This is a genomic window from Mycobacterium sp. E3198 (genome assembly GCF_001667015.1).
GTDB lineage: Bacteria > Actinomycetota > Actinomycetes > Mycobacteriales > Mycobacteriaceae > Mycobacterium.
Genome location: NZ_LZIS01000001.1, coordinates 202133 through 227119 on the forward strand (window position 1 = coordinate 202133; position 24987 = coordinate 227119).

Sequence of the window (24987 nt, forward strand, 5' to 3'; positions counted from 1 at the left end):
CCGACGTTTAGCCATTGGTGTGGTCATGGGTCGCGGCGGGGCGTGCGCTGATCGCGCCATTACCGCCGGTATGAGATACATTGGCGATCAGGGGTTGAGATCGCAGCCCGGGATGCCTGACTACAAATCTGAAGCGCGGCGTCTATTCCGAACCACCGAGGCGAACGGTTTACGCCTGTTCAGGGGCGGGAAGTGTGGTGCTGCGCGCATGACTCAGGCATCTGCGAGAAAGACAACGACAACACCAACCGCGCCGGCGCTGTCGGTGCTTGACTGTGACCAGCTGGTCGAAAAGGTTTCTCATGGGCTGGCCGGGTCGCTCAACCTGCGGCGCACGGCGCTGCGGCTGCTGACGACGATCCGTCCGGAGTTGGCCGACTGGTCCGTGGCGATCTTGCCGGACAGCAAGACCGGTGGGCTGCTCTTGGTCGGCGGCGACGACGCGGGATTTCATGCCGTCGTTTCCCAGCGCTCGGTCGACTTCGGCGGGCTGGGCCGCGTTTTGCGGACCGGTCGCACCGAGCTCGCCCACGTCGCCCTCGGCGCCGACGCCGAGGCCAGCCTGACCGCGATGATTCCGCACCCGCGACTGGTGCAAGAGGCCGCCACGTTGCGGCCGGCGGACGTGCTGGCCGTCGGGCTCACGGCCCGGGGCACGACGTTCGGCGCGCTGGTCATGGTGCGCGGCGGCGGGCGGCGCCCCTTCGACGACGATCTCGACGTCATCGGGCGCGTGGCGGAACGCGCCGCCCTGGCCCTGGACTCCGCGCGCCTCTACGAGGAGCGCGCACGGATCGCCGCGGTGATCCAGGAGAGCCTGCGGCCACCCTCCCTGCCGCAAATCGATGGCGTTCGCCTGGCGGCCCGCTACCGCCCGGCGGCCGAACAGCTCGACATCGGCGGGGACTTCTACGACGCGCACGGCACCGACGGGGACTGGCTGCTGTGCCTGGGCGACGTGTGCGGGAAGGGCGTGGACGCCGCCGCTTTGAACGGCCGCGCGCGCCAAAGCATCCGCACCGCAGCGCATTTCGACCGCGGTCCGGAGGCGGTCCTCGGCGCACTGAACAGCGTGCTCTGCGACGAGGCCACCGCGCAATTCGTCACGGTGGTGTGCGCCCGGATGCGGCCCGCCGGCGGTGGCCTGCGGATGGACCTCGCCTCGGCCGGTCACCCGAAGCCGATCGTGCTGCGCGCCGACGGCCGGGTGGAAGAGGTCGAGGTGGGCGGCACCGCGGCGGGCATGGCCGCACGGGTCGCATACACACCTGTGACGATCCAGTTGGACCGCGGCGACACCATGCTGATGTTCACCGACGGCATCGACGAGGCGTTCGGCGCCGACGGGCAGTACGGCGTGGATCGGCTCCTCGCGCTGCTGCCCCCGTACGCCGGCGCGGGACCGGAAGCGATTTGCGAGGTCATCGAACAGCACGTCATCGAGCACCTCGACGGTCGCGCGCACGACGACATGGCGTTGTTCGCGGTGACATGCGGCAGTTGAGCCTCCCGGCGGACCCGCTGCAGAGCTACGACCACGCGCTCGGTAGGGGCGATGCCGCGGCGATCACCCAGTTGGTCCAGGACATGCTGGCCGGCGGCGTGGAGCCGCTGTCGGTACTTACCGACGTCGTCGCCGCCGCGCAGCGCGAGGTGGGCGGGCGTTGGCAGCGGGGCGAATGGACGGTGGCACAGGAGCACGCCGCGACCGCCATGGCCCTGTCGGCGACCAGGGTCGTGGAGGAGCACGTGCAACAGCGTCCCGTCACCCGCGGCAGCGTCGTCGTGGCCTGCGCGGAACGGGAATGGCACGCATTGCCCGCGATGATCGTCCACTGCGCTTTACGGGCGGCGGGCTGGGACACCACGCTGCTGGGCGCGTCGACCAACCCGCTTCGACTCAATCAGCGTCTTCAAGACCTGGGACCCGATGCCGTCGCGGTCAGCTGCTCGGTGCTCGGATCGCTGCCGACCTGCCGCCGGTTCATCGAGGCGAGCACCGCCGTCGGCGTGCCGATCCTGGTCGGCGGTCCCGCCTTTGGCGACGACGACGTGCGCGCCCGCGCGCTCGGCGCGACGGCGTGGGCGGCGGACGCGCAGGGTGCCATCGCGGCGATGGAGGCGCTGCCCGCGGTCGTCGAGCCGGCCGCGCCGCTGCCCGACGAAGCGGCCGCCGAGCAGGCCGCGCTCGAGGAGGACCACCGCCGACTGGTCGCGCTGTTGCGCGAGCGCTGGTCGCTGGTCGCCGCGGTGACCACGCCCGAAGCCGATGTCTTGCACAGCGTCATGGACATCGCCGACGACGCACTGCACCAGATCCTGCACGCCGTATCGGCGGCCTTGCTGACCGGCGACCACCGCCCGATCCGCGAGACGGCGGCGTGGATCGCCGACCTGATCCGCAGCCGAGACGGCGACGAGATGATGCTGCGCGAACTGACCGGCCTGCTGGGCGCGGCGCTGCGTGAGTACCCGCTGGCCGGTGAGCTGGTAGCGACGCACTTCGGCTCCTAAAGCGCTGTGCCGCACTCCTATTGGGGCAGCGCCTCGCCCCTGGTTTCGGGCGCCAGCGGGATGACGAACAGCCCGACGACGAAGGCGACCGCGGTCAGCGCGACCGGCAGTCCCAGGGTGTGCGTGCGCAGCACCGCCGCGCCGAGCAGGAAGTTCACCCCGGCACCGACGAAGCGGCCGAACGAGGTGCAGAAGGCGAACGCCGTCGCGCGCACGCGCGTCTCGAACTGCTCGGGCAACCACAGGCTGAAGATCGCGAAGTTGCCGCCGAAGAACCCCAGCACGAACAGCCACGCGATGAACGGCGCGAGCCCGTTGGGCAGGTAGAACGCCCAACCGAAGCTGCCGGCGATCGAAACCGCCATTCCCGCAAAATAAATCGCGAGCGTCTTCCTGCGCCCGATCCGCTCCGACAGCACCGGCACGATCAGGCAGCCCAGGATGGTGCCGACGGACAACAGGCCGGTGGCCCACGACGCCGTTCTGGTGGCGCCGCCCTTGTCGAACCCTGCGTGCTGCGCCAGTTGGATCACGGCCGTCGGTTCGTAGACCGCGCCGGCCCACAAGCCCACGATCGCGATCGTTAGCAACGCGGTCGCGACCCAGGTGCGCCGCCGGTAGCGCGGTCCGAGGATTTCGCGCAACGGCTTCACCCGGGGCGCGGGATCGGCCTCGAGCTTCTCCCACTTCTCGGTTTCCTTCACGCGGGTGAGGATCAGGATCGCGACGACGACGGGCACGGCACCCGTCAGAAACATTGCGCGCCAACCGAAATGCACGCCAACCGTGTAGTTCAGCGCCGCCGCCACGAAAAACCCGGCGTAGTAGCCGGTCTGCAGATAGCCCGCCCCCATCTTGCGCCGGTCCTCGGGCCACGCCTCGGCCACGTAGGTTCCCGCCAGCGCCCACTCGCCGCCGATTCCGACACCCGCGATGAAGCGGAAGGTCGCGAGTTCCCACACGTTGTGCGCCATGGCCGAAAGCCCGGTGAAAATCGCGAAGGTGAAGATGGTCGCCGCCAGCACCTTGGTCCGCCCGAAGCGGTCGGCAATCGGCCCCCAGATGAACGACAGGCCCCAGCCCACCAGGAACAGCGCGAACAGGATCGACCCCGCGAGACCGACATTCGTCGAAGTCGCCGCGAATCCCGACCGCGGCAGCAACTCGGTCAGCGCGGGGGTGAGCACCAGCGCGTAGATGAACGAGTCCATGCCATCGAGCGTCCAGCCCGTCCACGCGCCCCAGAACCCGGCGATCTGAGAACGATTGAGCGGAGTGCGGTGCCGCGCGAGGCCGGCCCGTTCCGTCGTAGAAGTCACCTGACGCCTCCGTTGACACGGTTGAACGACCGCTGCGATTCACGCCCGCCGCGCATCACATTGTATATAATATAGTGATGAGCGTAACAAGCCAGTCCTCCCCGGACAACGCACTAGGCGCCCTCCCCTCGGCACTGTCGATCGCCGAACGGGGCAGCACGCCGCGCCTGATCGCCAACGCGCTGCGCTCCGCGATCGTCGACGGCACCCTGGCTCCCGGCGCGCCGCTTCGCCAGGACGCCATCGCGCGGCACTTCTCGGTCAGCGCGATCCCGGTCCGGGAGGCGCTGCGCCAGCTCGAGAGCGAGGGCTGGGCCAGGGTCGAGATGAACAAGGGCGCCACCGTCGCACCGCTGTCGGCAGATGAGGCGCGCGAAGTCTATGAGATTCGCGCCGCGCTCGAGGGTCTTGCCCTGGGGCTGGCGATCCCGGCCCACACGCCGGCCTCGCTGGAGCGCGCCGAGGCGCTGTGCACGGCGGCGGCGGCCGAAACGGAGCCGTCACTGCACGTGGTGCGCAACGAGGCCTTTCACATGAGCCTCTACGAGCCGGCCGGGCGCCCGCAGCTGTTCGCGATGATCGCGATGCTCCATGAGCGCGGCGAACGCTACCTGCGGCTCAAGTTCGGTCTGCCGTCCCACAAGGGGCAGTCCGACCGCGAACACGCGGCGCTGCTCAGCGCGGTGCGCCGGCGCGACGTCGCGCTGGCGCAATCGCTGGTGAGCAAGCACCTACTCGATACCGGAGAATTGCTGTTTCGCTTCCTTTCCGAGGACGCGAACGGTCGTGTGCCGTAAGGCTTTTAGCGCGCCGGTCGGCTAACGCGGATTTCGCCGTCGGGCCACCGTCGGGCGAAGGCTCGCCACGGCGGTAAACCCCTCGGTGTCGTCGAAAAATGCCCACTGCCCGTCGTCGTCGACCTCCATGCGCCAGCCCAGCTCGGAACTGCCGATGGATTCGGTGAACCACGCGTGAGCGTCCTCGGCGCGATCAAAGGTCCTTGTCGCCACGATCTGGCCGTGTGGATCGACAATTCGAAACGTGGCCATGAGATGTGATTATCCCTCGCACCGCGTTTTCAATCACGTGTGTGTTTGCTGTGACCATTGCGCAAATTCGTAATGACGCAGTTGAGCGCTCAAATCGTCCGGGCCAGCCGGTCCGCGAGCAGCTCGGCAAAGCGCGCCGGATCCTCCAGCGCACCGCCCTCCGCCAGCAGCGCCGTGCCGTACAGCAGCTCGGCGGTTTCGGCGGCCAGAGTGCGGGCCGCGTCGTCGTCCGCGTTCTTGTGTGCGTCCCGCAGGCCGGTGACCAGCGGGTGGCTCGGGTTGAGTTCGAGGATCCGCTTGCCGACCGGGACGTCCTGCCCGGTGGCGCGGTAGAGGCGCGCGAGGGTCGGGGTGATCCCGAAGGCGTCGGTGATCAGGCAGGCCGGCGACTCGGTCAATCGCGTCGAGAGCCGCACATCCTTGACGTGCTCGCTCAACGTCTCCTTCAGCCAGGCGAGCAGATCGGCGAACTCCTTCTCCTGCTCCTCGCGCTCGGCCTCGCTCTTGCCCTCCTCGGAGTCGAGGTCGACCTCGCCCCTGGCCACCGACTGCAGGGGTTTGCCGTCGAACTCGTCGACCACTCCGACCCACACCTCGTCGACGGGGTCGGTGAGCAGCAGCACCTCATACCCCTTGGCCCTGAAGGCCTCCAGGTGCGGCGACTTCGTCAGCTGCTGGCGTGACTCGCCGGTGGCGTAGAAGATCTGCTGCTGACCCTCCTTCATCCGCTCCACGTACTCGGCCAGTGTGCTGGCCTCGTCCTCGCTGTGGGTGGAGGCGAACGACGACACCTGCAGCAACATCTCCTTGTTGTCGGCGTCCGACAGCAGGCCCTCCTTGATGGCCCTGCCGAATTGGGTCCACAGGGTGCGGTAGTCGTCCGGCCGCTCGGACTGCAGCTCCTTGATCGTGGTGAGCACCTTTTTGGTCAGCCGGCGGCGGATCGCGTTGATCTGCCGGTCCTGCTGCAGGATTTCGCGAGACACGTTGAGCGACAAGTCCTGTGCGTCGACGACCCCCTTGACGAAGCGCAGGTATTTCGGCAGCAGCTGGTCGCAGTCGCCCATGATGAACACGCGCTTGACGTACAACTGGATCCCGACGTGGGAGTCGCGGTCGAACAGGTCGAACGGCGCGTGCGACGGGATGAACAGCAGCGCCTGGTATTCGAAGGTGCCCTCGGCCTTCATCGCGATCACCTCGAGCGGGTCGTCCCAGGCGTGCGCGATGTGCTTGTAGAACTCCTTGTACTCCTCGTCGGAGACCTCGTCCTTGGGTCTGGCCCACAGCGCCTTCATCGAGTTGAGGGTCTCGGTTTCGACGGTGACGGTCTCCTCGTCACCATCGTCGGCCGGGGTGCGCGTCTCCACCTCCATCCGGATGGGCCAGGCGATGAAGTCGGAGTACCTCTTGACCAGGTGCCGGATCTTCCACTCCGCGGTGTAGTCGTGCAGCTCGTCCTCGGCGTCCTCGGGCTTGAGGTGCAGGGTCACCGCGGTGCCCTGGGGTGCGCCCTCGACCGATTCGATGGTGTAGGTGCCCTCGCCGCTGGACTCCCACCGGGTGGCGTCGCTCTCGCCGGCCTTCCGCGTCAGCAGCTCGACCTTGTCGGCGACCATGAAGCTCGAGTAGAAGCCGATGCCGAACTGCCCGATCAGTTCCTCGGACGCGGCCGCGTTCTTGGCCTCCCTCAGCTGCTGGCGCAGCTCGGCAGTGCCGGACTTGGCCAGCGTGCCGATCAGGTCTACCACCTCGTCGCGCGTCATCCCGATGCCGTTGTCGCGAACGGTCAGCGTCCGGGCGGTCTTGTCGACGTCGATCTCGATGTGCAGGTCGGAGGTGTCGACGTCGAGGTCTTTGTTGCGGAAGGCTTCCAGCCGGAGCTTGTCCAGCGCATCGGAGGCGTTCGAGATCAACTCCCGCAGAAACGAATCCTTGTTGGAGTAGACCGAGTGAACCATCAGATCCAGCAGCTGGCGGGCCTCGGCCTGGAACTCCAACTGCTCGACACGTGCGTTCATGACATTCCCTACGTTCCCGTCCTGGACATGACGTCTCAAATTTACCGAGATGCGCATGGTCGACGCGCAGGGGCTGGCCCTACCCTGAACCCATGACCGTTGCCCAACGCGAACGAGCCGCCCTCGTCGACACCATGCGCGCCGTCGGGCCGGACGCGCCCACCCTGTGCGAAGGCTGGACGGCCCGAGACCTGGCGGCGCATCTGGTGATTCGGGAGTACCGCCCCGACGCCGCGCCGGGCATCCTGATCCCGTTTTTCGCCTCCCATACCGCCAAGGTGCAGGACGAAGTGGCCGGTAAGAACGATTGGGACGAGCTGCTGGGAAAGGTCGCGTCCGGTCCGCCGGTCTACTCGCCGTTCAAGCTGCTCGACCCGGTGGCCAACGTCGCCGAGATGTTCATCCACCACGAGGATGTGCGCCGCGCGCAGCCGGACTGGGAGCCGCGAGTGCTCGAGCAGGGGCTGTGCCGGTCGCTGCGCCACACGCTGTCCCTGATGGCCCGCCTGACGCTGGCGAAGGTCCCCGGGCGGGTGGCGCTGCGCATCCCGGAGGGAAAGACGGTGCTGACCGCCGGCTCCGGCAAGTTCCACGGCACGACGGTCGTGGTCACCGGCGCGCCCGAGGAGCTGCTGCTGTTCTCCGTCGGCCGGGAGGCGCGGGTCGAGTTCGACGGCGAAGCGGCAGCGGTGCAGGCGGTGCGCGACGCGCCGAAGGGGTTGTAGGCGCGGTTTCAGCCGAAGGTCTCGCGCAGGTCTTTCTTGATGACCTTGCCGAATTGGTTACGCGGCAGCGCATCGACGATCACCAGGCGCTCGGGGTGCTTGTAGCGGCTCAGTCCCTGCGAACGACAATGCTGCACTAGGGATTCCAGCGACACTTCCCCACCCGGCACGCGCACCACGACGGCGCAGACCCGCTCGCCGGTGCGCGGGTCGGGCACCCCGATGACCGCGATGTCGGCGACACCGGGATGGGTGGCCAGCGCGTTCTCCACTTCGAGGGCCGAGACGTTTTCGGCGTTGCGGATGATGGCGTCCTTGATCCGGCCGGTGACGCGGACATTGCCGTCGGCATCGATCGTCCCGACGTCGCCGGTGCGCAGCCAGCCGTCGGCGTCGAACGCGTCGGCGTCCAGGGCGGGGTCGGCGTAGCCGAGGAAGCATTGGGGTCCCTTGAGCCGCAGCTCGCCGTCGACCACCCGGACGCTCACGCCCGGTCCCGGCGTGCCGACGGTGTGGTCCAGCACCTCCGGCGCGTCGGTCAGCGACGGCGAGGTGGCCACCGGAAATTCGGTGAGCCCCCACGCGTTGGCGATTCCGGGCACGCCGAAGGTTTCGCGGATCTGGTGCCCCAATTCGGCGGTGATGGGCGCCCCGCCGGCCAGACCGCCCCGCACCGACGGGAACAGCGGCTCGTCCCCGTGTTTCCGTTGCGCCTCGAGGAACGCCAGGAAGAACGGCGTCGCCATGCCCAGGAAGGTCGGGTTGTGCGCGGCGATGGCCAGCGGCGTGGTGGCCGGGTCGAACACCTCGAACAGCGCCAACCGCATGCCGGTCAACAGGCCGACGGCCAGCATCACCGCGCCACCGATGTGGGCGATGGGAAAGGCGACGGGATCCACGTCGCCGGCGGCGATCCCCATCTTGTCCACCAGGCCGGCCGCCGGGGCCAGCACCGACGCGTCGGCATGACGGATCCCCTTGGGGGACGCCGTGGTCCCCGACGAGTAGTAGATCCATCGCGTGTCCCTGGTGGGCCCCGGCGGCGGGCCGAGGGCCTCGGCGCCGGCGCGGGGCAGCCGAATCTCGTTGCCCGCCGGCGGCGTGGCCAGGTCGACGGCGATGACCTCGAAGCCCCGCTGCGCGGCCAACGTCCGCGCCAGCCCACCGTAATCGAATCCGTGCCAAAACTCAGGCACCACAAGGAATTCCGAGGAGAGCTGTGCGGTGATGAAGCCGACCTCGTGCTCGCGCAGTATCGGGATGATCGGGTTTTGGACGGCGCCGAGCCGCGCCAGCGCCGCCATGACGACCGCGGCTTCGATCGTGGTCGGCAGTTGCCACGACACGACGGTCCCCGCGCCTATCCCCCGTCGGGCGAACGCGGCGGCGGTCGCGCACGCCGTGTCGTGGAATTGCCGTGCCGTCAGGCTGCGTCCGTGCTCATCGGCGAGCAGCGGCCGGTCCGACCCGCGCTGCGCCGCTTCGGCGATCAGACCCCAATAGGTGGCGTCGCGCCGGAGCGTCATCCGCCCGGCGGCTTGGAGATCGGCCGGAATCCCGAGTGCGCGATCGCGACGGACACGGAGCTGCCGATGGGGCCCGCCCGGTCGACCAGCACGGCCGAACCGGTGGCCACCCCGTCGTGGCTGTGATGCGTGAGCGAGGACAGACCGATGTACGGCCCTTGCGGCAACCTTGTCAGCGTCAGGGTGTAGTCGACGTTGATGAACTGCAAACCGTTTGTGCCCCAATTGGCGAGCGAGGCCGTGATGTCGGCGCCCATCGCCGCGCGGGTGAACGGGCTGAGCGGTTCACGGTCGATCAGCGAGCGCGTCTCGTACAACCAGGTGTGTTTGGGTCCGAAGGTATCCGCCCAGTCGGGATCGGGATTCTGAATTTCGGTGCCCCAGCCGTAGGTCCGCATGAAAAGCGACGGTTGGGCCCCGTCGTCGATGGGTAGCGGCGGCATCAGGACCGGCGGCGACCACACGTCGCCTTGGGGTTGCGGCCCGCGCCGCAGAAACAGCGCGCTGCCCCGCGCGACGGGTGCGCCGCGCTGGGTGAGCACCGCCTCGACGAGCCGCAGCCGCCGGCGGTCGTGGTGCACCTGCGTGTGCACCTCGATCGGTTCCAGCGCGGTGGGTGCGGGCAGGTCGACGGTCAGGCGCGCGGGTTGCAGTTCCGGGTCGTCGACGGCGCGTTCGACCGCCCAGCCCAGCAGGCCGCCCACCACGTGTCCGCTGAGCGACGGGCCCCAACCACCGCGTGCGATTTCGTTTGGCACGAAACGGTTTTCGTCGCGCAGAAAGTAGGGCAGCTGCGCGGCCGAATCCACGGCATCCGGCGCGATCTTTGTCTCGGTCAATGGACGACTCTTTCGGTGGGATGGCAACGGTAGATATTACAGTTTCCGTTCCAGTCCCGGTTCCCGGCGGCGTCCACCGGGCCGATCAGGCGATCGCGGCGCCCACCAGATGACCGATCGCGTAGGTCACCGCCAACGCAAGCCCGCCGCCGATGACGTTGCGCAGCACCGCCCGGCCCTGCGGTGCACCGCCCAATCCCGCGGACACGGCCCCGGTGAGCACCAGGGCCAGCAGGACGGCCACCACGGTGGCCGGGATTCGCCACGCCGCCGGGGGCGCGAGGATCACGATCAACGGCAACAAGGCACCGACCGTGAACGACAGCGCCGACGACATCGCCGCCTGCCACGGGTTGGTCAGCTCGTCGGGATCGATACCCAGCTCGACCTCGGCGTGGGCGAGGAACGGATTGTGGTCGGTGAGCTCTTCGGCCACGGTGCGCGCGGTCGCCGGCGACAGGCCCTTGCCTTCGTACAGCGTGGCGAGCTCGTCCAATTCTGCGACCGGGTCGTCGCGCAACTCCTGAAGTTCCTTGGTCAACAGCGCCTGTTCGGTGTCGCGCTGGGTGCTGACCGAGACGTATTCACCCAGGGCCATCGACACGGCCCCGGCCGCCAGGCCGGCGATTCCGGCGGTCAGGATCGGGCCGCGGTCCACCGTCGCGGCCGCGACGCCCACCACGATGCCCGCCGTGGAGACGATGCCGTCGTTGGCGCCGAGCACCCCGGCGCGCAGCCAGTTGAGCTTCGAGGAGACCGATCCCACGTGGGGTTCGGCCGGATGGGAAGTTTCCGACACGACCGACACGATATACCGAGAAAACGTATTCTACCAGCCAATATAGGCTTGCCGAAGCGAGCGCAGGCTTGCCTCATTCGGCGCGCTGGGTGACCCGCCGCCGCCCAAAAGTTGTCCATGGGCCCGTCACAGCTAATCCATAGACAAGCTATCTAGCGTGTGGGTTGTTGGGGGGTTCTAGGAACTCACTTTTAGACAGGTGACTCACTATGAAATTGAAACAATTTATTGCGGGGGGAACCATCGCAGGCGCTCTCGGTGCCGCCGCATTGGGCATGGGCGCCGGTTCGGCGTTCGCCGCACCGGGACCGCCGCCGGCCCCCGGTAACCATGGCGCCCCGGCGCCCGGGGATCACCGCCCGGCCGGACCGAACGACCCGGGCGGCCCGGGTGGCCCCGGTGGGCCCGGTGGACCCGGCAATCCTGGTGGGCCCCCCGGTGGACCGGGCGGGCCCGGTCACCCGGGCGGACCCGGCGGTCCCGGTGGGCCCGGCGGCCCGGGCGGACCTCCGCCCGACCATCCCGGTGGCCCCGGCGGACCGGGCGGTCCCGACCATCCCGGTGGTCCCGGTGGCCCCGGTGGCCCGGGCGGCCCTTGGCACGGCGACCCGCAGCGCGGCTACTTCCACGGCGCCCCGTGGGGCGACGGGCCCGGACCCTGGGGCTATGGCGCACCGCCGCGGCCGGCGTGGGACAGGCCGCTTCCGCCACCCGGCGGGCGGTGGGGGTATGGCCCCATCAACTACTACGGCTACAACGAGACGCCCGTTTGGGATCCCGGATTCAACCAGTGGGGCTTCTGGTTCTTCGGGGTCTGGATCCCGCTGTAAGCAGCCAACCCCCTCGACGCCCGCCTCACCGACCGGTGGGGCGGGCGTTGGCGGGATCGGTTGCGTCTAGGACACTTTGGGCTTGATCTCCTCGATCACCCACTGGGCATAGTCGAGATATTCGTCGATCCCGCGCACGGCGGGAACCGGCACCGCGCTGAACGTCACGCCCTGTTCGGCGAGCCAACTGAGGCGATCGATGATCTCCTGGGCGCTCATGCCGGGGCGCGCGTGTGGATCCTTGACGACGCGATGCCCCTCGCCGACGCGGTTGGTGCCCAGCCCGTGCATGACCTCGAACGGGCGCCCGTCGTAGGCGGGTTGGCTCTTGATGAACTCGAGGCGCTCGGCGATCTTGTCCGGCGGGGTCAGGAACGGCCACCAGCCGGAGGCGAATCGTGCAGCGCGCTTGAGGGCGGCGTCGGCGTCACCCCCGATCCACACCGGAAGGTGGGGCTTCTGAACGGGTTTCGGCTCGAACACCATGTCGTGGAACGAGACGTATTTCCCTGCAAAACGCGGTGATTCGCTGGTCCACAGCTCGATGATCGCCTCGAGGTATTCGTCGGCGATGCGGCCGCGTTCCCCGAACGGCACACCGAGGAAGTCGAATTCGCGTTCCAGCCAACCGACTCCGAAGGTGACCATCATGCGCCCGCCACTCATCCAGTCGGCCGTCGCCAGCGCCTTGGCGAGCACGATCGGGTGTTGCAGCGGCAGCACCGTGACACACGAATTCAGCCGGATCGTCTCGGTGGCGCCCGCGATGTAGGCCTGCGCGACGGTCGACTGGAGGTAATGCGGACCGGACAACTCGACGTGGTCGGTGGGGATGACGAAATGCTCGGGGATGGCGATCATGTCGTAGCCCATCGCCTCGGCGCGCTTGACCATTCGGGTTTGGTCGGCGCCGGTGACGCCCGCTTCCCACGGCTGGGTGATGGCCTTGAGGCGCAGCATGTGCGGCAGGGGGAAGGCGAATTTCACTTGCGCTCCTCGCCTGCTCGGGACTGGGCTAACTCTTCGTGCCGACGGTGATCAGATCGGACACGATCCGGGTCCAGATCGGCCGCGGAATGCGGTGCTGCTCGCTGACCGTGAACCCGGCGCCCTCGAACAGGCTCCGCATCTCAGCCGGCGACGCATTGTGCTGCGGCTTCCACCGATTGGCCGCGGGCGCCTGCAACAGCGACTGCCGGCTGCTCAGGGCCGCCACGGCCGCCAGCCCACCGGGCGCCAGCACGCGGTGGAACTCCCGCAAGGCCGCCGGCTGGTCGAAGAAGTGGAACGCCGAGGTCGTCACGACGGCGTCGAGCGCCCCGTCGTCGAACGGCAGTTGCTCGGCCGGGCCGCGCAACCACTGCACCCGGCCGGATCTGGCGCGGGCCTGGGCGAGCATGCCGTCGGACATGTCGACGCCGTAGATCTCGTCGGGATGGAGTTCACGCTCGATCCGATCGCTGAGAATGCCGGTGCCGCAGGCGATGTCGGCGATCTTGCCCGCGCCGTGGGCGCGCAGCCGCGCGATCACCTCGTCGTGCGGCGGGCGGTAAACCCATTGCTGAAGAAACGGGAGGTCATAGGCCGGTGCGAGGAAGCTCCACATCCGGGTGACCGCGTCGTTGAGACCGCGGCGCTGCGCTGCCGTCATCCGCCCAGTATGGACGTGTAATAGATGGTGTCCGCCACCGACACCGAGTCGTCGGTCTGCGGGATCGCCGCGAGGCCGATCTCGGCCAGCAGCTGACTCATCGGGGTGCCGGCCGTGCGCCACCCCAGCCCTTGCAGGTAGAGCTCGACGTCGTTGCGCTCGCCCTCGAAGCCCAGATCGGCGAACTCCATGTCGAGGCCGTGCTCACGCCATTTGGCGGCGGCGACGCGCATCATCTCCCGCGCGCGTTCACGGTCCCGATCGGGCGTTTCCGGAACCGCCTCGCAGGCCAGTCGGCTGCCGCCGGCGCTGAGCGCGGTGACGTTGTCCAGCAAGCGGTCTTGAGCTTCCGGCGGCAGGTAGCCGAAGAGTCCCTCCGCGATCCACGCCGTGGGCCTGCTCGGGTCAAATCCGGCTTCCTGCAATGCCTTGGGCCAATCGTTTCGTAAATCGATTGCGACGGTGTGTAAGTCGGCCCTCGGGGTTACGCCCAGCCCGGCTAGGGTGGCGGCCTTGAACTCGATGACCTCCGGTTGGTCGATCTCGAAGAGCGTCACGTCCGCCGGCCAGGCCAGCCGGTAGGCGCGCGCGTCGAGGCCCGACGCAAGGATCACGGCCTGGCGGATGCCGGCGTCCATCGCGTTGTGGAAGAACGAGTCGAAAAAGCGGGTGCGCGCGGCCATCGCGTCGGGCATGTGCTCGAGCTTCCAGGTCGACTCCTCGTGATCGACGTCCGTGGCGCTCAGGTCGCCGTCGACCCATCGCGTGAAGAAATCCACGCCGACCGCGCGGACCAGCGGTTCGGCGAACCGGTCCTCGATCGGCGGGTTGTCGGCGTTGGTGGCGATCGCCCGGGCTGCCGCGACCATTGTCGCCGTCACTCCCACGCTGGTGGCCAGGTCCCAAGTGTCGTTGTCCGTGCGTGGCATGCGCCCTGCTCTCCGTGTCGATATCAAGCTTTATTTAGCTAGTATAACGACTGCCGGACGCGGCGGGTTCCCGCGCACTGGTGTGAGTTCAGGCTGTGAGTCGGCGGCCCACCCTCGCCGTCAACTAGTGGCGGCCGGGACCGCCCGGGCCCGCAGGGCCTCCCGGCCCGCCCGGTCCCCCGGGACCACCGGGTCCGCCGGGTCCGCCTGGGCCGCCGGGGCCTCCGGGCCCGTTTGCGGCGGGAAGCACGAACACGCATTGATTCATCTCCACGCTCCACGCCCAACCAGGGGCGCAAGGGGGCGGATCGTCAGCGCGGCTGATGGCCGGCCCGGCGATGACCATCGCCGGCACCCCGGCCAACGCAAGCGCGAAAGCCCCTACCGCGCAACGGGTTCGACTACATCTCGATGCGCTCAGTCTCGATTTGTCCGCGCCCGCCGCGTTTGCCTCGGTCATGTCGGTCCTCCTGCCGTATGCCTCGATGCGCGCTAAGTACTGATTTAAGCGCTGCGCGGGCTCGTTGACCGGCGTTTTTCCGATTTTCAGCACTTGAGGACTTTGAGCAACTCCTCGGCGAGCGGCCCCGCTGAGGCGGGGTTCTGGCCGGTGTAGAGGTTTCGGTCCACCACCGTGTACGGCTTCCACATTTCGCCCCGGACGAAGTCGACGCCCATCTTGATCAACTCGTCCTCGGCGGTCCACGGGGCCTTCTCGCGCAGGCCGACGGCGTCCTCCTCGTCGTTGGTGTAGGCGGTGACCCGGTAGCCGGCGAAGGGTGAGACGCCGTTGCGCCGGGTGGCCAGCATGGCGACCGGCGCGTGGCACACGATGGCCAGTGGCTTTCCCGACGCCAGCGCGGCGGTGAGCAGTCGACCCGAGTCGGCGTCGCGCCACAGGTCCTCCATCGGGCCGTGCCCACCGGGGTAATAGACGGCGTCGTAATCGTCCAGGCGCGCGCCGGCCAGTTCGATCGGCCTGCGCAACTCTTCGGCGGACCGCAGGGTGTCCTCGAGCTGCCGGGCGATTTCTTCGCTGCCGGCCATCGCGGGACGCAGGCTCATCACGTCCACGTAGGGCACCACGCCACCGGGGGTTGCCACGACGACCTCGATGCCGGCCCCGCTGAGCGCGCTGTACGGGGCGGCGAACTCTTCGGCCCAATATCCGGTCGGGTGCCTCGTCCCGTCCTTGAGCGTCCAGTAACTCGTAGCGGTCATGACGAACAGGAGTTTGGCCATTAGCCGAGGCTATGCGGCCGCGCGGCCGCCGGCAATCGGTGCGCGGCGAATCAAGCCAGCGCGGTTGACCATTCATAAATCTGGGTATGTCCCGGTGAGCCCATCGGGTGGGCGTCGGCTTTGTGAGACGAAGTGAGCACGGATGGTCGGCTGGCTGGACAGGCTACAGCGACGGAACCGCGTCGTCGGCGTGGTGATCGCCGTCGTCTACAAATACCTGGACGATCAAGGCGGCTATCTGTCCGCCCTGATCACCTACTACGGATTCGTGTCGCTGTTTCCGCTGCTGCTCCTGCTGACTACGGGCCTCGGGGTGATCCTGGCCGGCCGGCCCGACCTGCAGGACCAGGTGCTGCACAGCACGTTGAGCCAATTCCCGGTCATTGGAAGCCAATTGCACCAGCCCGAGGGGCTCAGCGGCGGCACCGTCGCCGTAGTCGTCGGCATCGCGGGGGCCCTCTATGGCGGCCTGGGCGTCGGTCAGGCGGTGCAGAACGCGATGGACTCGGTGTGGGCCGTGCCACGGAACCAGCGCCCCAACCCGATATGGTCGCGCGTGCGCAGCGCGCTGTTGTTGTTGGTGCTCGGTTCGGCCGCCGTCGCGTCCACCGCCCTTTCCGCGGTCGGCCAGGTCACGGGCTCGCTGGGCATCGTCGGGAAGTTCGGGCTCACGCTCGCGGCGATCGCCATCAACGGCCTGATCTGTTTGGTGGCGTTTCGGGTGACCACCGCGCGCCAACTCAGCTACCGCCAGGTTTGGCCGGGAGCGCTTGCGGCGGCGATCATTTGGCAGATCCTGCAGCGGTTCGGCGCCGGTTACGTCGGCCACACCGTGAAGACGGCCAGCGCGACGAACAGCGTCTTCGCCCTGGTGCTGGGGCTGCTGGCCTTCCTGTACCTCGTGTCGACGACACTGGTGCTGTGCGCCGAGATCAACGTCGTTCTCGTGGAGCGGCTATACCCCCGCGCGCTGCTCACCCCGTTCGTCGAGGACGCGGACCTGACGGAGGCCGACCGCAAGACCTACGCCAAACGGGCGAAAGCCGAGCGTGTCAAGGGTTTTCAGCGCGTCAGCGTCAGGTTCCGGGACCTCACCCACAAGGCCAACGATCCGCAGACGCCGACCGCGCCGAGCAGGCCCGCTAGCTAGCCGTTGCCCCGTCCGGTGAGCTGCTGCAATTCGTCGATCAGCTCGGAGGCTTGCGCTTTCGTCAGGTCGTCGGAAACGTCGCGACCGGCCTCCTGCGCCAGCGTGTGTAGGTAGCTGCGCTGCGGCCCCGTCATGGGCTCGTCACCGGTCACCCAGTCGGAGGTGTCCTTCTCCGGAGTTTCGCATGGCGCCTGTCGCGTGTCGTCAGTCATGCCCTGGAGATAACCATCGCACGCCAGTTCGAAACGTTCAGGCGTCGATCACCACGCGGCCGCTTTTTGCCCGCGAGACGCAGACCAGCATTTCGTCGTCGCCCTCCACGGTGCGTCCGCGCCGATCGACATCGCCCGCCAGCACCTTGACCTTGCACGTCCCGCAGAACCCTTGCTGGCAGGAATACGCGGTCGCCGGGTCGCGGTCCAGCATGACGGCCAGCGCCGACCGGTTGGCCGGCACGCCAAGCACCCGCTGCGAGCGTGCGAGTTCCAACTCGAACGGGATGCCGTCGACGACCGGTGGCGGGCTGAACCGCTCGTAATGCAGTGGCGCATCGACGTGTTCGTCGCGGGCCGCGCGGACCGCCTCCAGCATGGCCGTCGGCGCGCACACGTAGACGGCCGTCTTCGGGCCAGCACCGGCCAGCAACTCCTCGATGGTGGGGAACCGGCCCCGCTCGTCGTCGGCCCACACGGTGACCCGCTCGGCGTCGACCGCCAGCACCTCGTCCAATAGCGGCATGTATTCGCGGGACCGGCCGGCATAGATTGCGCGCCAGCTGATTCCGTGCTGTTGGGCCACCCGGATCATCGGCAGGATGGGAGTCACCCCGATGCCGCCGATCACGAACAACACGTCCTGCTCGTCGGTCACGAGGTAGAAGGCGTTGCGCGGGCCCTCGAACACGAGGGTGTCTCCCACGTCCAACGCGTCATGCATTTCCTTGGAACCGCCACCACCGTCGGCGATGCGGCGCACGGCGATGCGGTAGTCGGTGCGTCGCCCGGGCGGCCCGCACAGCGAATACTGCCGGCGGCGTCCCGAGGCCAACCGGACGTCGATGTGCGCCCCGGGTGTCCACGACGGCAGCAATCCGCCGTCGGGATCCGCCAACGTCAGGGCCACCACGTCGGGCGTGAGTAGTTCGCGCTTGGTGACCACCGCGGCGGTGGTCCGCTGCACCGGCAACACCCGCGACGGCGTCCACCGCGACGCCGTCGCGAAGGCACCGAACACCGTCCCCACGCCCCACAACGCCGTGTACAGCCGGTCGCGCTTGCGGCGGCCGTAGAGGTCGGCGGGTCGGGAGCTCCAAATGGCATGTGTCACAGCGAGTTCCTAGGACTGTCGAACGCGACGACCGAGTTGACCCAGTCGCTGGTGAGCTGGGCGACGACGTCGGGATGCGAGGCCACCACCCAGTGTCCGCCCTCGATCGGGACGATCCTGCTGTCGGGCGGTATGCAACCGGTGAACCGCTGCAGGGCGGGCGACACGAAGTAGTCCTGGCGGGCCACCAGCACCTGCACCGGGACGCGCGTCTCCGGCAACTGCGCCGGCGGCGCCAGGATCGGTCCGGGCATGTTGGCACGGTACAGGTTGAGACCGTTGAGGTAATCGTCGATCGACCGGGTCGCGGCGGCGCGCCGTCGACCGGCGCCGCGTGGGCGACCGATGGACTCCACGGCCGCAAAGACTTTCATGGTGGCCCCGGACCGAATCGCGAGCTCCGGCACGCCCGGACACAGAAAGAACCAAATGTAGCCCGAGGCCAGGAACTGCCTGACCACGTCCGCCACGGCGCGCGGTGTGCGCGCCGACCGTAGAAACCTGCCGGCATAGTTCAGATGCGGCCCCGAGATCGACGTGAACGAGGCGATCTTGCCCATCACCGACTCGTCGGTGGCCGCCGCCCAGCCCTGGATGGACCCCCAGTCGTGGCCCAGCAGGTGCACCGCGCCGACGCCCAAGCTGTCGATCACGGCGCCGACATCGCGCACCAGCTGTGCGAACCGATACCCCGAACGATCTGCCGGCCTTGAGGATTCGCCGACGCCGCGCACGTCGTAGGCGACGAAGTTGTATCGGTCGCCGAGCTCCTCGGCGACGCCGTCCCACACGTGGTGGTTGTCGGGGTAGCCGTGGATGGCCAGGATCGTCGGGCGGTGCGGATCGATGCCGGTGTAGCTGTGGACCGCCAGCACCACGCCGTCCGACGCGGTCACGCTGGTTAACCGGGTCATCGACGCGACCTCAGTACGACGCCCGCGCGGCGGGCGAGCGGGCCAAGTAGTCGACCGCGCGCCCGACCCCGCCCAGCTTGGACGGGTGGAAGCTTGGCGAGTAGTAGGCGCCGATGACCCCCAGGAATTCGAACGGCCCGGGCACCAACCCGCGGCGCGCCGCGCGGAAGTAGTCCCGCCAGCGCGGTTTGCTCCCCGGCGGCAGGTTCGGGTCGACCGAGTACATGAAGCGCACGCCGCGGATGAACAGCCACAGCAACGACGGCGTCACCAGCAGCTGGGTGCGGACCTGCCGCCAGTACCCGGCGCGCAGGTGCTTCATGGTGTCGAACGCGACCGCCTTGTGTTCGACTTCTTCCGCGCCGTGCCAGCGCAGCAGGTCGAGCATCACCGGATCGGTGCCCATGGCGTCGTGCTGCGGCGTGTCGAGGACCCATTCGCCCAGGATGGCGGTGTAGTGCTCCAGCGCAGCAACCATCGACACGCGCTCCAGCAACCAACTCGCCCGCCGCCGCTGACTCCACCGGGGCCGGTCGCCGATGAGCTTGTTGAACAGCCACGCCATCTGGTCGGTGAATGGCGTGACGTCGATGCCCTTGGCCTCGAAGTGCGCGAGCACGCCGGCGTGCGCTTGGGAATGCATGGCCTCCTGGCTGATGAAGCCCTGCACGTCGAGCCGCAGCTGGTCGTCCTTGATCAGCGGCAAGGTGTTCTTGAACGCGTCGACGATGAACTCCTCGCCCGCCGGCAGCAGCAGGTGCAGCACGTTGCAGAAGTGGGTGGTGAAGGGCTCGTTGGGCACGTAGTAGAACGGCAGCTTGCCCCAGTCGAATTCGACGTCACGGGCCTGCAGGACGATCCGCTCATGGTCGAGCGACGCGTCGTGCGGACCCGTCGCCGCGTCGTCGACCGTGAACATCGTGGACCCCCTGCCGTCTAAGGCGCTATGCACTGCGTTGCGCCTCCGCCTCAGCCTCGGTGATCAACCGCTCGCTCCGCAAGAACCGGACCAGATTGTCGACCGTGTCGGTCAACGCCAGCTCCCGCAGGTGGACCTTGGCCAACGTCCGCGCGTGCCGGTATTGCGTGTTGTCGTAGCGCTTGTCCCGCATCGCGGCGATCTTGTCCGCCGAACGGACCAGGAAGTCGACCAGCGGGTAGAGCTGATCGTGCGGCGTGCACCGGCGGTTCAGCTGCTCCACGAACGACGGGATGTTGTGGTACTCGAAGCGGTAGCCGTGCCGTTCGGACAGGACCCGGGTGATGTCCGTCAGGTTGTAGTAATCGTCCGCGGTCATATTGAAAACATGGGACACGCTGTCGTCTTTCGGCAGGCCCATCAGCGCGACGACGTGATCGGCGATCAGGTCCGCCGGCAGCAGGCTGATCTGGTTGAGCGCGTCGACGGCCAGGCCGTGCTCGATCATGAACGCCGTGAGCCGCACCAGGATGTCGTCCTGGCTGCCGAAGCCCGCCCTGGTGGGCGAGATCAGCGAAGGCCGGTAGATGCGCACGTCGAGGCCCTGCCGTTGTGCCGCCAGCGCCAACTGCTCGGCGACCCACTTGGTCTGCGAGTAGCCGAAGTCCAGGCCGCTCATCTTCGCGTTGGCGTCCCACTCCCCGACCACCGGCTCCGTGCTCCAGCCGTAAATGAAGGTGCTGGAGACCAGATGGAAGGTCTTGCGGTGGTCGGTCATGGCCAGCCGCAACAGCTCCTGCGTGCCCAGCACGTTGGCCGGGCGCAGGGCGTCGTAGGTCCGGACGTAGTTGACCAGGGCGCCGTTGTGCACGATGGCGTCGACGCTGTCGGCCAGCCGCGCGAACTCCGCCTCGCCGACGCCCAGGTGGGGCTCGGCGAGATCACCGCAGACCACGCGCACCCGCGCCCGGACCTCGGCTTCCAGCGCCGGGGACCAGAGCTGGGCCCGGCGCAGCGACGCGACGATGCGGTCCAGGCCGTGCGCCGGGTCCGTGGCGCGGACCAACGCGTGGACGGTGTTCGACGTCTGCCCGAGCAGGCTGTTCACCAGGAATGGCCCCAGGAAGCCGGTCGCGCCGGTCAGCAGGAGGTCGCGCGCCGGACCCGAGCGCGCCGGCGGTAAGGCCGGCAGGGGCAGCCGCGCGTCGGCGCGCATCTGCTCGATCTCCTGCGCCTCGTACTCGGCCGAGATCTGATCCAGCGCCCGCCGCAGGGCGTCCAGCGGCTGCCCGGACCGGTCGCCGAACTGCCGCATGAGCCGGAAGAATTCGGCGACCGTCAGGCGCTGGAGCAGCCGCGTGTTGACGTCCTCGGCCAGCTCCCCCGCGCCGTGCTCCTCCAGCAGGGCCTGCAGGTCCGCGCGGAGCTCGGCCAGGGCCAGCGAGTCGATCCCCAGGTCCGCGAACGAGCAGTCTTCGTAGCCGGTTAGGTCGTAGCTCTCGATCAGGTGGCCGAAACGGGCGAGGGGGCCCGTGCTGGCGTCCGGCCCTGTGTGGGTTTTCTGGACCCAGGTCGCCAGCACGGGCAGCTTGCCGTCCAGCCACAGCTGGCGGGTTTCGGAGCGCCGGATCTTCCCCGAGGTGGTCTTCGGGATGCTGCGGGGCGGCACGAACACGATGGTGTGCGGATCGATGTGTCCGTGCCGCCGGATCGCGCGCGCCAGGGCCGTGGCGTCCGGGAGGTCGCGCCCGTCGCGCACCTCGGCGACGACGACCAACGCCTCCTCGTCCTCGCGCTCGACGGCGAAGGCGGCGACGCAGCCGTGCCGGACCTGCGTCGCCGAGCGCTCCACGACGGCCTCGATGTCCGACGGGTAGCAGTTGACGCCGCGGACGATGATCAGGTCCTTGGTTCGGCCGCAGACGAACAGCTCCCCCTCGTGCAGGAAGCCGAGGTCACCCGTCCGCAGGTAGGTGTGCTCGTCGTCGCCGTGGATGCGGGCTTCGAACATCTCCGCGGTGACGTCCGGGCGGTGCCAGTAGCCGCCGCCCTTGGACGGCCCGGCCAGCCAGACCTCGCCGACCCGGCCCTCGCCGAGCGCCTCCCGCGATTCGGGGTCGACGATGCGGACGATGGTGCCGGCGGCGGGCTTGCCGCTGCTCACCAGCGGGGTCTGGTTGTTGTTCTCGGGCAGGGCCTTTTCCACCCGCACGACGTTTTGCTGCAGGGCGCGCTTGTTGACGGCCAGAGTCTGGCGTCCGCGCACGGACACCACCAGTGTGTTCTCCGCAAGGCCGTAAGCGCCGGTGAGCGCGTCGGGCCGCAGGCCCCAGGGCGCGAACCGCTCACGGAAGCGGGCGAACGTCTTGGCTCGCAGGGGTTCGGCGCCGATGAGCATGGACTCGAGGCTGCTCAAGTCGATGCCCTCGAGTTCGGATGCGGGGAGCTTGTCCTCGCGCAGGCAGTATTCGAGCGCGAAATTCGGCGCGGGCGTGCGGGTCGCGCGCACCTCGCTGATGAGGCGCAGCCACGACGACGGTCGCTTGAGGAAGTCCTCCGGCGACATCCCGTGCGTGGTCCCGCCGAGCACCACGATGAACAGGTAGGCCGAGATCAGGCCCATGTCGTGGTGCTGCGGCAGCCAGCTGACCGCCACCTCGATGTCGGTGAAGGCCGAAGCGTTGGCGATGACGTTGGCGTGAGTCACGACGACGCCCTTGGGATCGCTGGTGGAACCCGACGTGTACTGCAGGAAGAGCACCCGGCCGGGTGTGTCGGCCACGGGCGCGCCACCGAAGCCCCGCGTGCCGTCGGTCGCCACCCAGGGCAGCTCCGGGAGCCGCTCGACGTCCGGCCAGGGCAGCGCGCCCTGTCGGTGGTCGAGCAGCTGGCGGAAGGTGTGCTCGAGTTCCTTGGTCGACAGCACGGCCTTGGCCTGGGAGTCCCGCGCGATGAAGCTGAGCTTCGCCAGCCCGGCTTCGAACGACATGGGCAGCGGCGGGCTGACCGGCACGGCGATCACGCCGATGCGGGCGCAGGCGTAGAACGCGGCCACCATCTCCAGGCCCGGCGGGTACACCAGCAGCACCCGATCGCCGGGCTTCAGCCCGGCTTCTGTGGACAGGTAGGCCGCCAGCTCGCGCGTCCGCTCGTCGAAACTGCCGTAGGTGTAGCGGTCGAGCTCCCGCCCCTCGGCGTCGACGAACCGGAAGAGGGTTTGGTGGGGGCGGCGCGCCTGCCACATCCGCAGGTAGTCGATCAGCGTTTGCATCGAGGAGTCCCTTCCAGGTCGGTTGAGCCGCAATCAGAAGAACAAGTGCTTACATCGCAATTCGTAATTCCACGGTAAGCGCCGAACAAACTCGAGAAAAGACCATTTTAACGCTGCACATTGATTTCACAGGCTCGACCCACGATAGGCGTGATGCAGCTCATAGTCGCGCAATTTTTCGAACGCCGAAAAGGCCTCTCTACCAATACTGGGTTCAGTACCTCAGCACCTACTTGCCGAACAAACCACCAGCTTATCCGGGTCTGCCGGAGATACTGAAGTACGCACTTGCGCTTTTTAGTATTCAATGACAAGCCTTTCCGGCACGCAAATTCCACGGAAGTCGCGGCTTATCGTCGGCTGCAATAGATCCCTTGCGGAAATGGTTGGCGCATTGGCGCGGCAACTTGGCTTTCAAGTGCGGCCTTATGGCAACAATCGCCGGCCCCCGGACGACGCCGGCGCTGGGCGGCGGGACTCATAATCTACGCATATACTGAGATGACTTACTGATCCCCGGACCTACAGTCGCCCAGGAAGGCCGCCCAGGATGAGCACTTCGGACCCCGCCTACCGCCCCGGCGCCGCGCTGCCTCCCGCCGTCGCCGCCGCACCCACCGAGCCCTTCGCCGTCGGACGAACGCGCAACCCCAAAACCCGTCGCACGGTCGACCTCGCGCCCGCGCAGCATCGAGCCCTGGACATCTGGCAGCGGGAGGCCGCCGACCGCCTCGGCGTCGCGCGTGTCACCGGCCAGGAGGTGCTCGCCACGCTGGTCGACCAGCTGCTGAACGACCCCAGGCTTTCCGCCCAGATCACCCGCACCATCCAGGCGCGGCGCTGATCGGTGTGGATTACCGCCCGACGACCTGGGCGACGCGGATGCGCGGCCCGGCGCGGGCCACCAGCCGGGTGATGCCGAGGAAACGCTCGCCGTCGATGATGGGCGAGAGCGGCTCCCCGTCGGCGTCGATGATCATCTCGCGGCCGTTGACGTCGCGGACCCGCTCGCCGCGCATCGTTCCGTTGGTGAGCGCCGCGGGAAGCTGGGCGACGATCTTCGACGGCCGTACCTCCCCGGCTTGGAAATGCAGCGCACCGGGTTGGGCAGCCTTCGGGAAGAGCCGGAACGGGCCCCCGATGCGGAGGTCGATGGCGCCTGCGTGCAGCAACCGGTGTGTCCGCGTCGGCACCTCCTCGCCGTCGATCACGACGCGGGCGTGCGTCGGCGTGAACAGGACGGACGCGTAGTTCGGCGTCTTCACCCGGCTGGGGGCGACCTTGGAGGTCAGGTAGTCGCCGACGGAGCGGGCGATCACTCGGGCGACGGCGAGGCGGTCGTGATCGGGCGAGTCGTAATACCGTTCGTAGAACCGGTTTCCGACGCCGCCGGCGGCCAGTCCGAAGCACAGGCGATGAAACGCCGTTCCGTCCTCGGTTTCGCCGTCGAGTTCCAGGGTGTCCAGGCGCACCTCGGGCGGGGGCCGGTCCGCCTCCGCGGCGGCCGCCAGGGCGCGGATGATCCCATCGGCGCGGCCGCGCACCCGCGCCTTGCGCGCGACGGCGTTGACACTGCCGCCGTTGCTCGGCACGAAGGTCGGCCAGCGGTCGGGATCGGCGATGCACTGCTCGATTTCGTTGACCAGCCAGTGCAGCGCGCCGTCGCCGCCGTCGCCGACGAGGTGGGTGGTCCGCGGGTTGAGTTCTTTGATGGTCCTGCGGAGATCCTCGACGGACGCGGTCTCGTGCACCTCGCCCCACGGGCCGACGATCCGGCGCAAATCGGCGGCGCGGTCCGGCGCGGCGCGGTTCTTGCGCGCTTGCGGATTGACGATGACGCCGAGATACATCCCCCGAACGATACCCGCGCTGCCTAGGTGGGCGAGACCGCGCCGCCCGACCGCAGGGTCGTATTGGGCTGTTGTGCAGCGGTTTTGCGCCCGTTGCCAGCGGTGCCGATTTC

General features: G+C 68.4%; 23 protein-coding genes. 7 read left to right on the forward strand and 16 right to left on the reverse strand.

All coding sequences use genetic code 11. The features are described 5' to 3' along the window. Positions 1–208 precede the first annotated feature (208 nt). Complete coding sequence (locus A5673_RS00975; protein ID WP_068226615.1) at positions 209–1504, forward strand: PP2C family protein-serine/threonine phosphatase; 1296 nt, start codon at positions 209–211, stop codon at positions 1502–1504. Further along, positions 1492–2514, forward strand: a complete 1023-nt coding sequence (locus A5673_RS00980) for a B12-binding domain-containing protein (RefSeq protein WP_082958478.1) — start codon at positions 1492–1494, stop codon at positions 2512–2514. Before A5673_RS00975 ends, A5673_RS00980 begins: the two co-directional genes overlap by 13 nt. A gap of 17 nt (positions 2515–2531) precedes the next feature. Here A5673_RS00980 and A5673_RS00985 read toward each other — a convergent pair whose 3' ends face one another. Next, entirely contained in the window at positions 2532–3833 is a 1302-nt protein-coding gene (locus A5673_RS00985; protein ID WP_068226616.1) for an MFS transporter, read from the reverse strand. Positions 3834–3910: 77 nt separating this feature from the next. Between A5673_RS00985 and A5673_RS00990 the strand changes: the two genes are divergently transcribed. After that, positions 3911–4630 carry a GntR family transcriptional regulator gene (locus A5673_RS00990; protein WP_068226617.1) on the forward strand — a complete coding sequence of 240 codons (720 nt, stop codon included), beginning with the start codon at positions 3911–3913 and terminating at the stop codon, positions 4628–4630. 21 nt (positions 4631–4651) lie between these two features. On the opposite strand, the gene A5673_RS00995 is transcribed toward A5673_RS00990, so the two are convergent. Together A5673_RS00995 and htpG are read right to left on the reverse strand one after the other, a co-directional pair. Further along, complete coding sequence (locus tag A5673_RS00995) at positions 4652–4882, reverse strand: hypothetical protein (protein ID WP_068226618.1); 231 nt, start codon at positions 4880–4882, stop codon at positions 4652–4654. Between the two features lie 89 nt (positions 4883–4971). After that, positions 4972–6903, reverse strand: a complete 1932-nt coding sequence (gene htpG / locus A5673_RS01000; RefSeq protein WP_068226619.1) for a molecular chaperone HtpG — start codon at positions 6901–6903, stop codon at positions 4972–4974. 92 nt (positions 6904–6995) lie between these two features. Here htpG and A5673_RS01005 point away from each other — a divergent pair, with 92 nt between their 5' ends. Further along, positions 6996–7628, forward strand: coding sequence for a TIGR03085 family metal-binding protein (locus A5673_RS01005; RefSeq protein WP_068226620.1), 633 nt, complete (start codon positions 6996–6998; stop codon positions 7626–7628). A gap of 8 nt (positions 7629–7636) precedes the next feature. Here the strand turns inward: A5673_RS01005 and A5673_RS01010 are convergent, their stop codons facing one another. From A5673_RS01010 to A5673_RS01020, 3 genes are all read right to left on the reverse strand, one after another. Then, complete coding sequence (locus A5673_RS01010; RefSeq protein WP_068226621.1) at positions 7637–9154, reverse strand: class I adenylate-forming enzyme family protein; 1518 nt, start codon at positions 9152–9154, stop codon at positions 7637–7639. Next, complete coding sequence (locus tag A5673_RS01015; protein WP_068226665.1) at positions 9151–9933, reverse strand: thioesterase family protein; 783 nt, start codon at positions 9931–9933, stop codon at positions 9151–9153. The genes A5673_RS01010 and A5673_RS01015 overlap by 4 nt, the downstream gene beginning before the upstream one ends. A 145-nt stretch (positions 9934–10078) precedes the next feature. Next, a complete protein-coding gene (locus A5673_RS01020) occupies positions 10079–10792 on the reverse strand; it encodes a VIT family protein (protein WP_068226666.1) in 714 nt (237 codons plus the stop codon). A gap of 209 nt (positions 10793–11001) precedes the next feature. Between A5673_RS01020 and A5673_RS28875 the strand changes: the two genes are divergently transcribed. Continuing rightward, positions 11002–11622 (forward strand): chitin-binding protein, encoded by a 621-nt coding sequence (locus A5673_RS28875; RefSeq protein WP_156747742.1) that lies wholly within the window; start codon positions 11002–11004, stop codon positions 11620–11622. A gap of 66 nt (positions 11623–11688) precedes the next feature. Here the strand turns inward: A5673_RS28875 and A5673_RS01025 are convergent, their stop codons facing one another. From A5673_RS01025 to A5673_RS01045, 4 genes are all read right to left on the reverse strand, one after another. Further along, entirely contained in the window at positions 11689–12609 is a 921-nt protein-coding gene (locus A5673_RS01025; RefSeq protein WP_068226622.1) for a TIGR03619 family F420-dependent LLM class oxidoreductase, read from the reverse strand. 28 nt (positions 12610–12637) lie between these two features. Beyond that, a complete protein-coding gene (locus A5673_RS01030; protein WP_068226623.1) occupies positions 12638–13273 on the reverse strand; it encodes a class I SAM-dependent methyltransferase in 636 nt (211 codons plus the stop codon). Further along, positions 13270–14202 carry an SAM-dependent methyltransferase gene (locus A5673_RS01035; RefSeq protein WP_068226624.1) on the reverse strand — a complete coding sequence of 311 codons (933 nt, stop codon included), beginning with the start codon at positions 14200–14202 and terminating at the stop codon, positions 13270–13272. The genes A5673_RS01030 and A5673_RS01035 overlap by 4 nt, the downstream gene beginning before the upstream one ends. 546 nt (positions 14203–14748) lie before the next feature. Then, positions 14749–15444, reverse strand: coding sequence for a type 1 glutamine amidotransferase domain-containing protein (locus tag A5673_RS01045; RefSeq protein WP_068226626.1), 696 nt, complete (start codon positions 15442–15444; stop codon positions 14749–14751). Positions 15445–15586: 142 nt separating this feature from the next. Here A5673_RS01045 and A5673_RS01050 point away from each other — a divergent pair, with 142 nt between their 5' ends. Beyond that, on the forward strand, positions 15587–16594 hold the full coding sequence (locus A5673_RS01050; protein ID WP_068226627.1) for a YihY/virulence factor BrkB family protein: 1008 nt from the start codon (positions 15587–15589) through the stop codon (positions 16592–16594). Here A5673_RS01050 and A5673_RS01055 read toward each other — a convergent pair. From A5673_RS01055 to A5673_RS01075, 5 genes are read right to left on the reverse strand one after another with little or no spacing between them, the layout of a single operon-like run. Continuing rightward, positions 16591–16806, reverse strand: coding sequence for a DUF3072 domain-containing protein (locus tag A5673_RS01055; protein WP_068226628.1), 216 nt, complete (start codon positions 16804–16806; stop codon positions 16591–16593). The genes A5673_RS01050 and A5673_RS01055 overlap by 4 nt on opposite strands. Before the next feature lie 37 nt (positions 16807–16843). Beyond that, positions 16844–17920 (reverse strand): PDR/VanB family oxidoreductase, encoded by a 1077-nt coding sequence (locus A5673_RS01060; protein ID WP_068226629.1) that lies wholly within the window; start codon positions 17918–17920, stop codon positions 16844–16846. Beyond that, complete coding sequence (locus tag A5673_RS01065; protein ID WP_068226630.1) at positions 17917–18834, reverse strand: alpha/beta fold hydrolase; 918 nt, start codon at positions 18832–18834, stop codon at positions 17917–17919. Before A5673_RS01065 ends, A5673_RS01060 begins: the two co-directional genes overlap by 4 nt. A gap of 10 nt (positions 18835–18844) precedes the next feature. After that, the gene (locus tag A5673_RS01070) at positions 18845–19753 is read right to left on the reverse strand and encodes a metal-dependent hydrolase (RefSeq protein ID WP_068226631.1); all 909 of its coding nucleotides are present in this window, start codon (positions 19751–19753) and stop codon (positions 18845–18847) included. Between the two features lie 25 nt (positions 19754–19778). Continuing rightward, positions 19779–23024: a thioester reductase domain-containing protein gene (locus A5673_RS01075; RefSeq protein WP_068226632.1), complete on the reverse strand. Its 3246-nt coding sequence runs from the start codon at positions 23022–23024 to the stop codon at positions 19779–19781. A gap of 550 nt (positions 23025–23574) precedes the next feature. On the opposite strand from A5673_RS01075, the gene A5673_RS01080 reads away from it, so the two are divergent. Further along, positions 23575–23868: a hypothetical protein gene (locus tag A5673_RS01080; protein ID WP_068226633.1), complete on the forward strand. Its 294-nt coding sequence runs from the start codon at positions 23575–23577 to the stop codon at positions 23866–23868. A gap of 10 nt (positions 23869–23878) precedes the next feature. On the opposite strand, the gene A5673_RS01085 is transcribed toward A5673_RS01080, so the two are convergent. Then, a complete protein-coding gene (locus tag A5673_RS01085; RefSeq protein ID WP_068226634.1) occupies positions 23879–24874 on the reverse strand; it encodes a diacylglycerol kinase family protein in 996 nt (331 codons plus the stop codon). Between the last annotated feature and the right edge of the window lie 113 nt (positions 24875–24987).

Excerpts from the sequence above, each read along its gene's own strand:
- A5673_RS01085 (WP_068226634.1), bottom strand. The coding sequence starts at position 24,874 with ATGTATCTCGGCGTCATCGTCAATCCGCAAGCGCGCAAGAACCGCGCC.
- A5673_RS28875 (WP_156747742.1), top strand. The coding sequence starts at position 11,002 with ATGAAATTGAAACAATTTATTGCGGGGGGAACCATCGCAGGCGCTCTC.
- A5673_RS00975 (WP_068226615.1), top strand. The coding sequence starts at position 209 with ATGACTCAGGCATCTGCGAGAAAGACAACGACAACACCAACCGCGCCG.
- A5673_RS01030 (WP_068226623.1), bottom strand. The coding sequence starts at position 13,273 with ATGACGGCAGCGCAGCGCCGCGGTCTCAACGACGCGGTCACCCGGATG.
- A5673_RS01005 (WP_068226620.1), top strand. The coding sequence starts at position 6,996 with ATGACCGTTGCCCAACGCGAACGAGCCGCCCTCGTCGACACCATGCGC.
- A5673_RS01010 (WP_068226621.1), bottom strand. The coding sequence starts at position 9,154 with ATGACGCTCCGGCGCGACGCCACCTATTGGGGTCTGATCGCCGAAGCG.
- A5673_RS00995 (WP_068226618.1), bottom strand. The coding sequence starts at position 4,882 with ATGGCCACGTTTCGAATTGTCGATCCACACGGCCAGATCGTGGCGACA.
- A5673_RS01070 (WP_068226631.1), bottom strand. The coding sequence starts at position 19,753 with ATGTTCACGGTCGACGACGCGGCGACGGGTCCGCACGACGCGTCGCTC.
- A5673_RS01035 (WP_068226624.1), bottom strand. The coding sequence starts at position 14,202 with ATGCCACGCACGGACAACGACACTTGGGACCTGGCCACCAGCGTGGGA.
- A5673_RS01045 (WP_068226626.1), bottom strand. The coding sequence starts at position 15,444 with ATGGCCAAACTCCTGTTCGTCATGACCGCTACGAGTTACTGGACGCTC.
- A5673_RS00990 (WP_068226617.1), top strand. The coding sequence starts at position 3,911 with ATGAGCGTAACAAGCCAGTCCTCCCCGGACAACGCACTAGGCGCCCTC.
- A5673_RS01050 (WP_068226627.1), top strand. The coding sequence starts at position 15,587 with ATGGTCGGCTGGCTGGACAGGCTACAGCGACGGAACCGCGTCGTCGGC.
- htpG (WP_068226619.1), bottom strand. The coding sequence starts at position 6,903 with ATGAACGCACGTGTCGAGCAGTTGGAGTTCCAGGCCGAGGCCCGCCAG.
- A5673_RS01065 (WP_068226630.1), bottom strand. The coding sequence starts at position 18,834 with ATGACCCGGTTAACCAGCGTGACCGCGTCGGACGGCGTGGTGCTGGCG.
- A5673_RS01055 (WP_068226628.1), bottom strand. The coding sequence starts at position 16,806 with ATGACTGACGACACGCGACAGGCGCCATGCGAAACTCCGGAGAAGGAC.
- A5673_RS01080 (WP_068226633.1), top strand. The coding sequence starts at position 23,575 with ATGAGCACTTCGGACCCCGCCTACCGCCCCGGCGCCGCGCTGCCTCCC.
- A5673_RS01075 (WP_068226632.1), bottom strand. The coding sequence starts at position 23,024 with ATGCAAACGCTGATCGACTACCTGCGGATGTGGCAGGCGCGCCGCCCC.
- A5673_RS00980 (WP_082958478.1), top strand. The coding sequence starts at position 1,492 with ATGCGGCAGTTGAGCCTCCCGGCGGACCCGCTGCAGAGCTACGACCAC.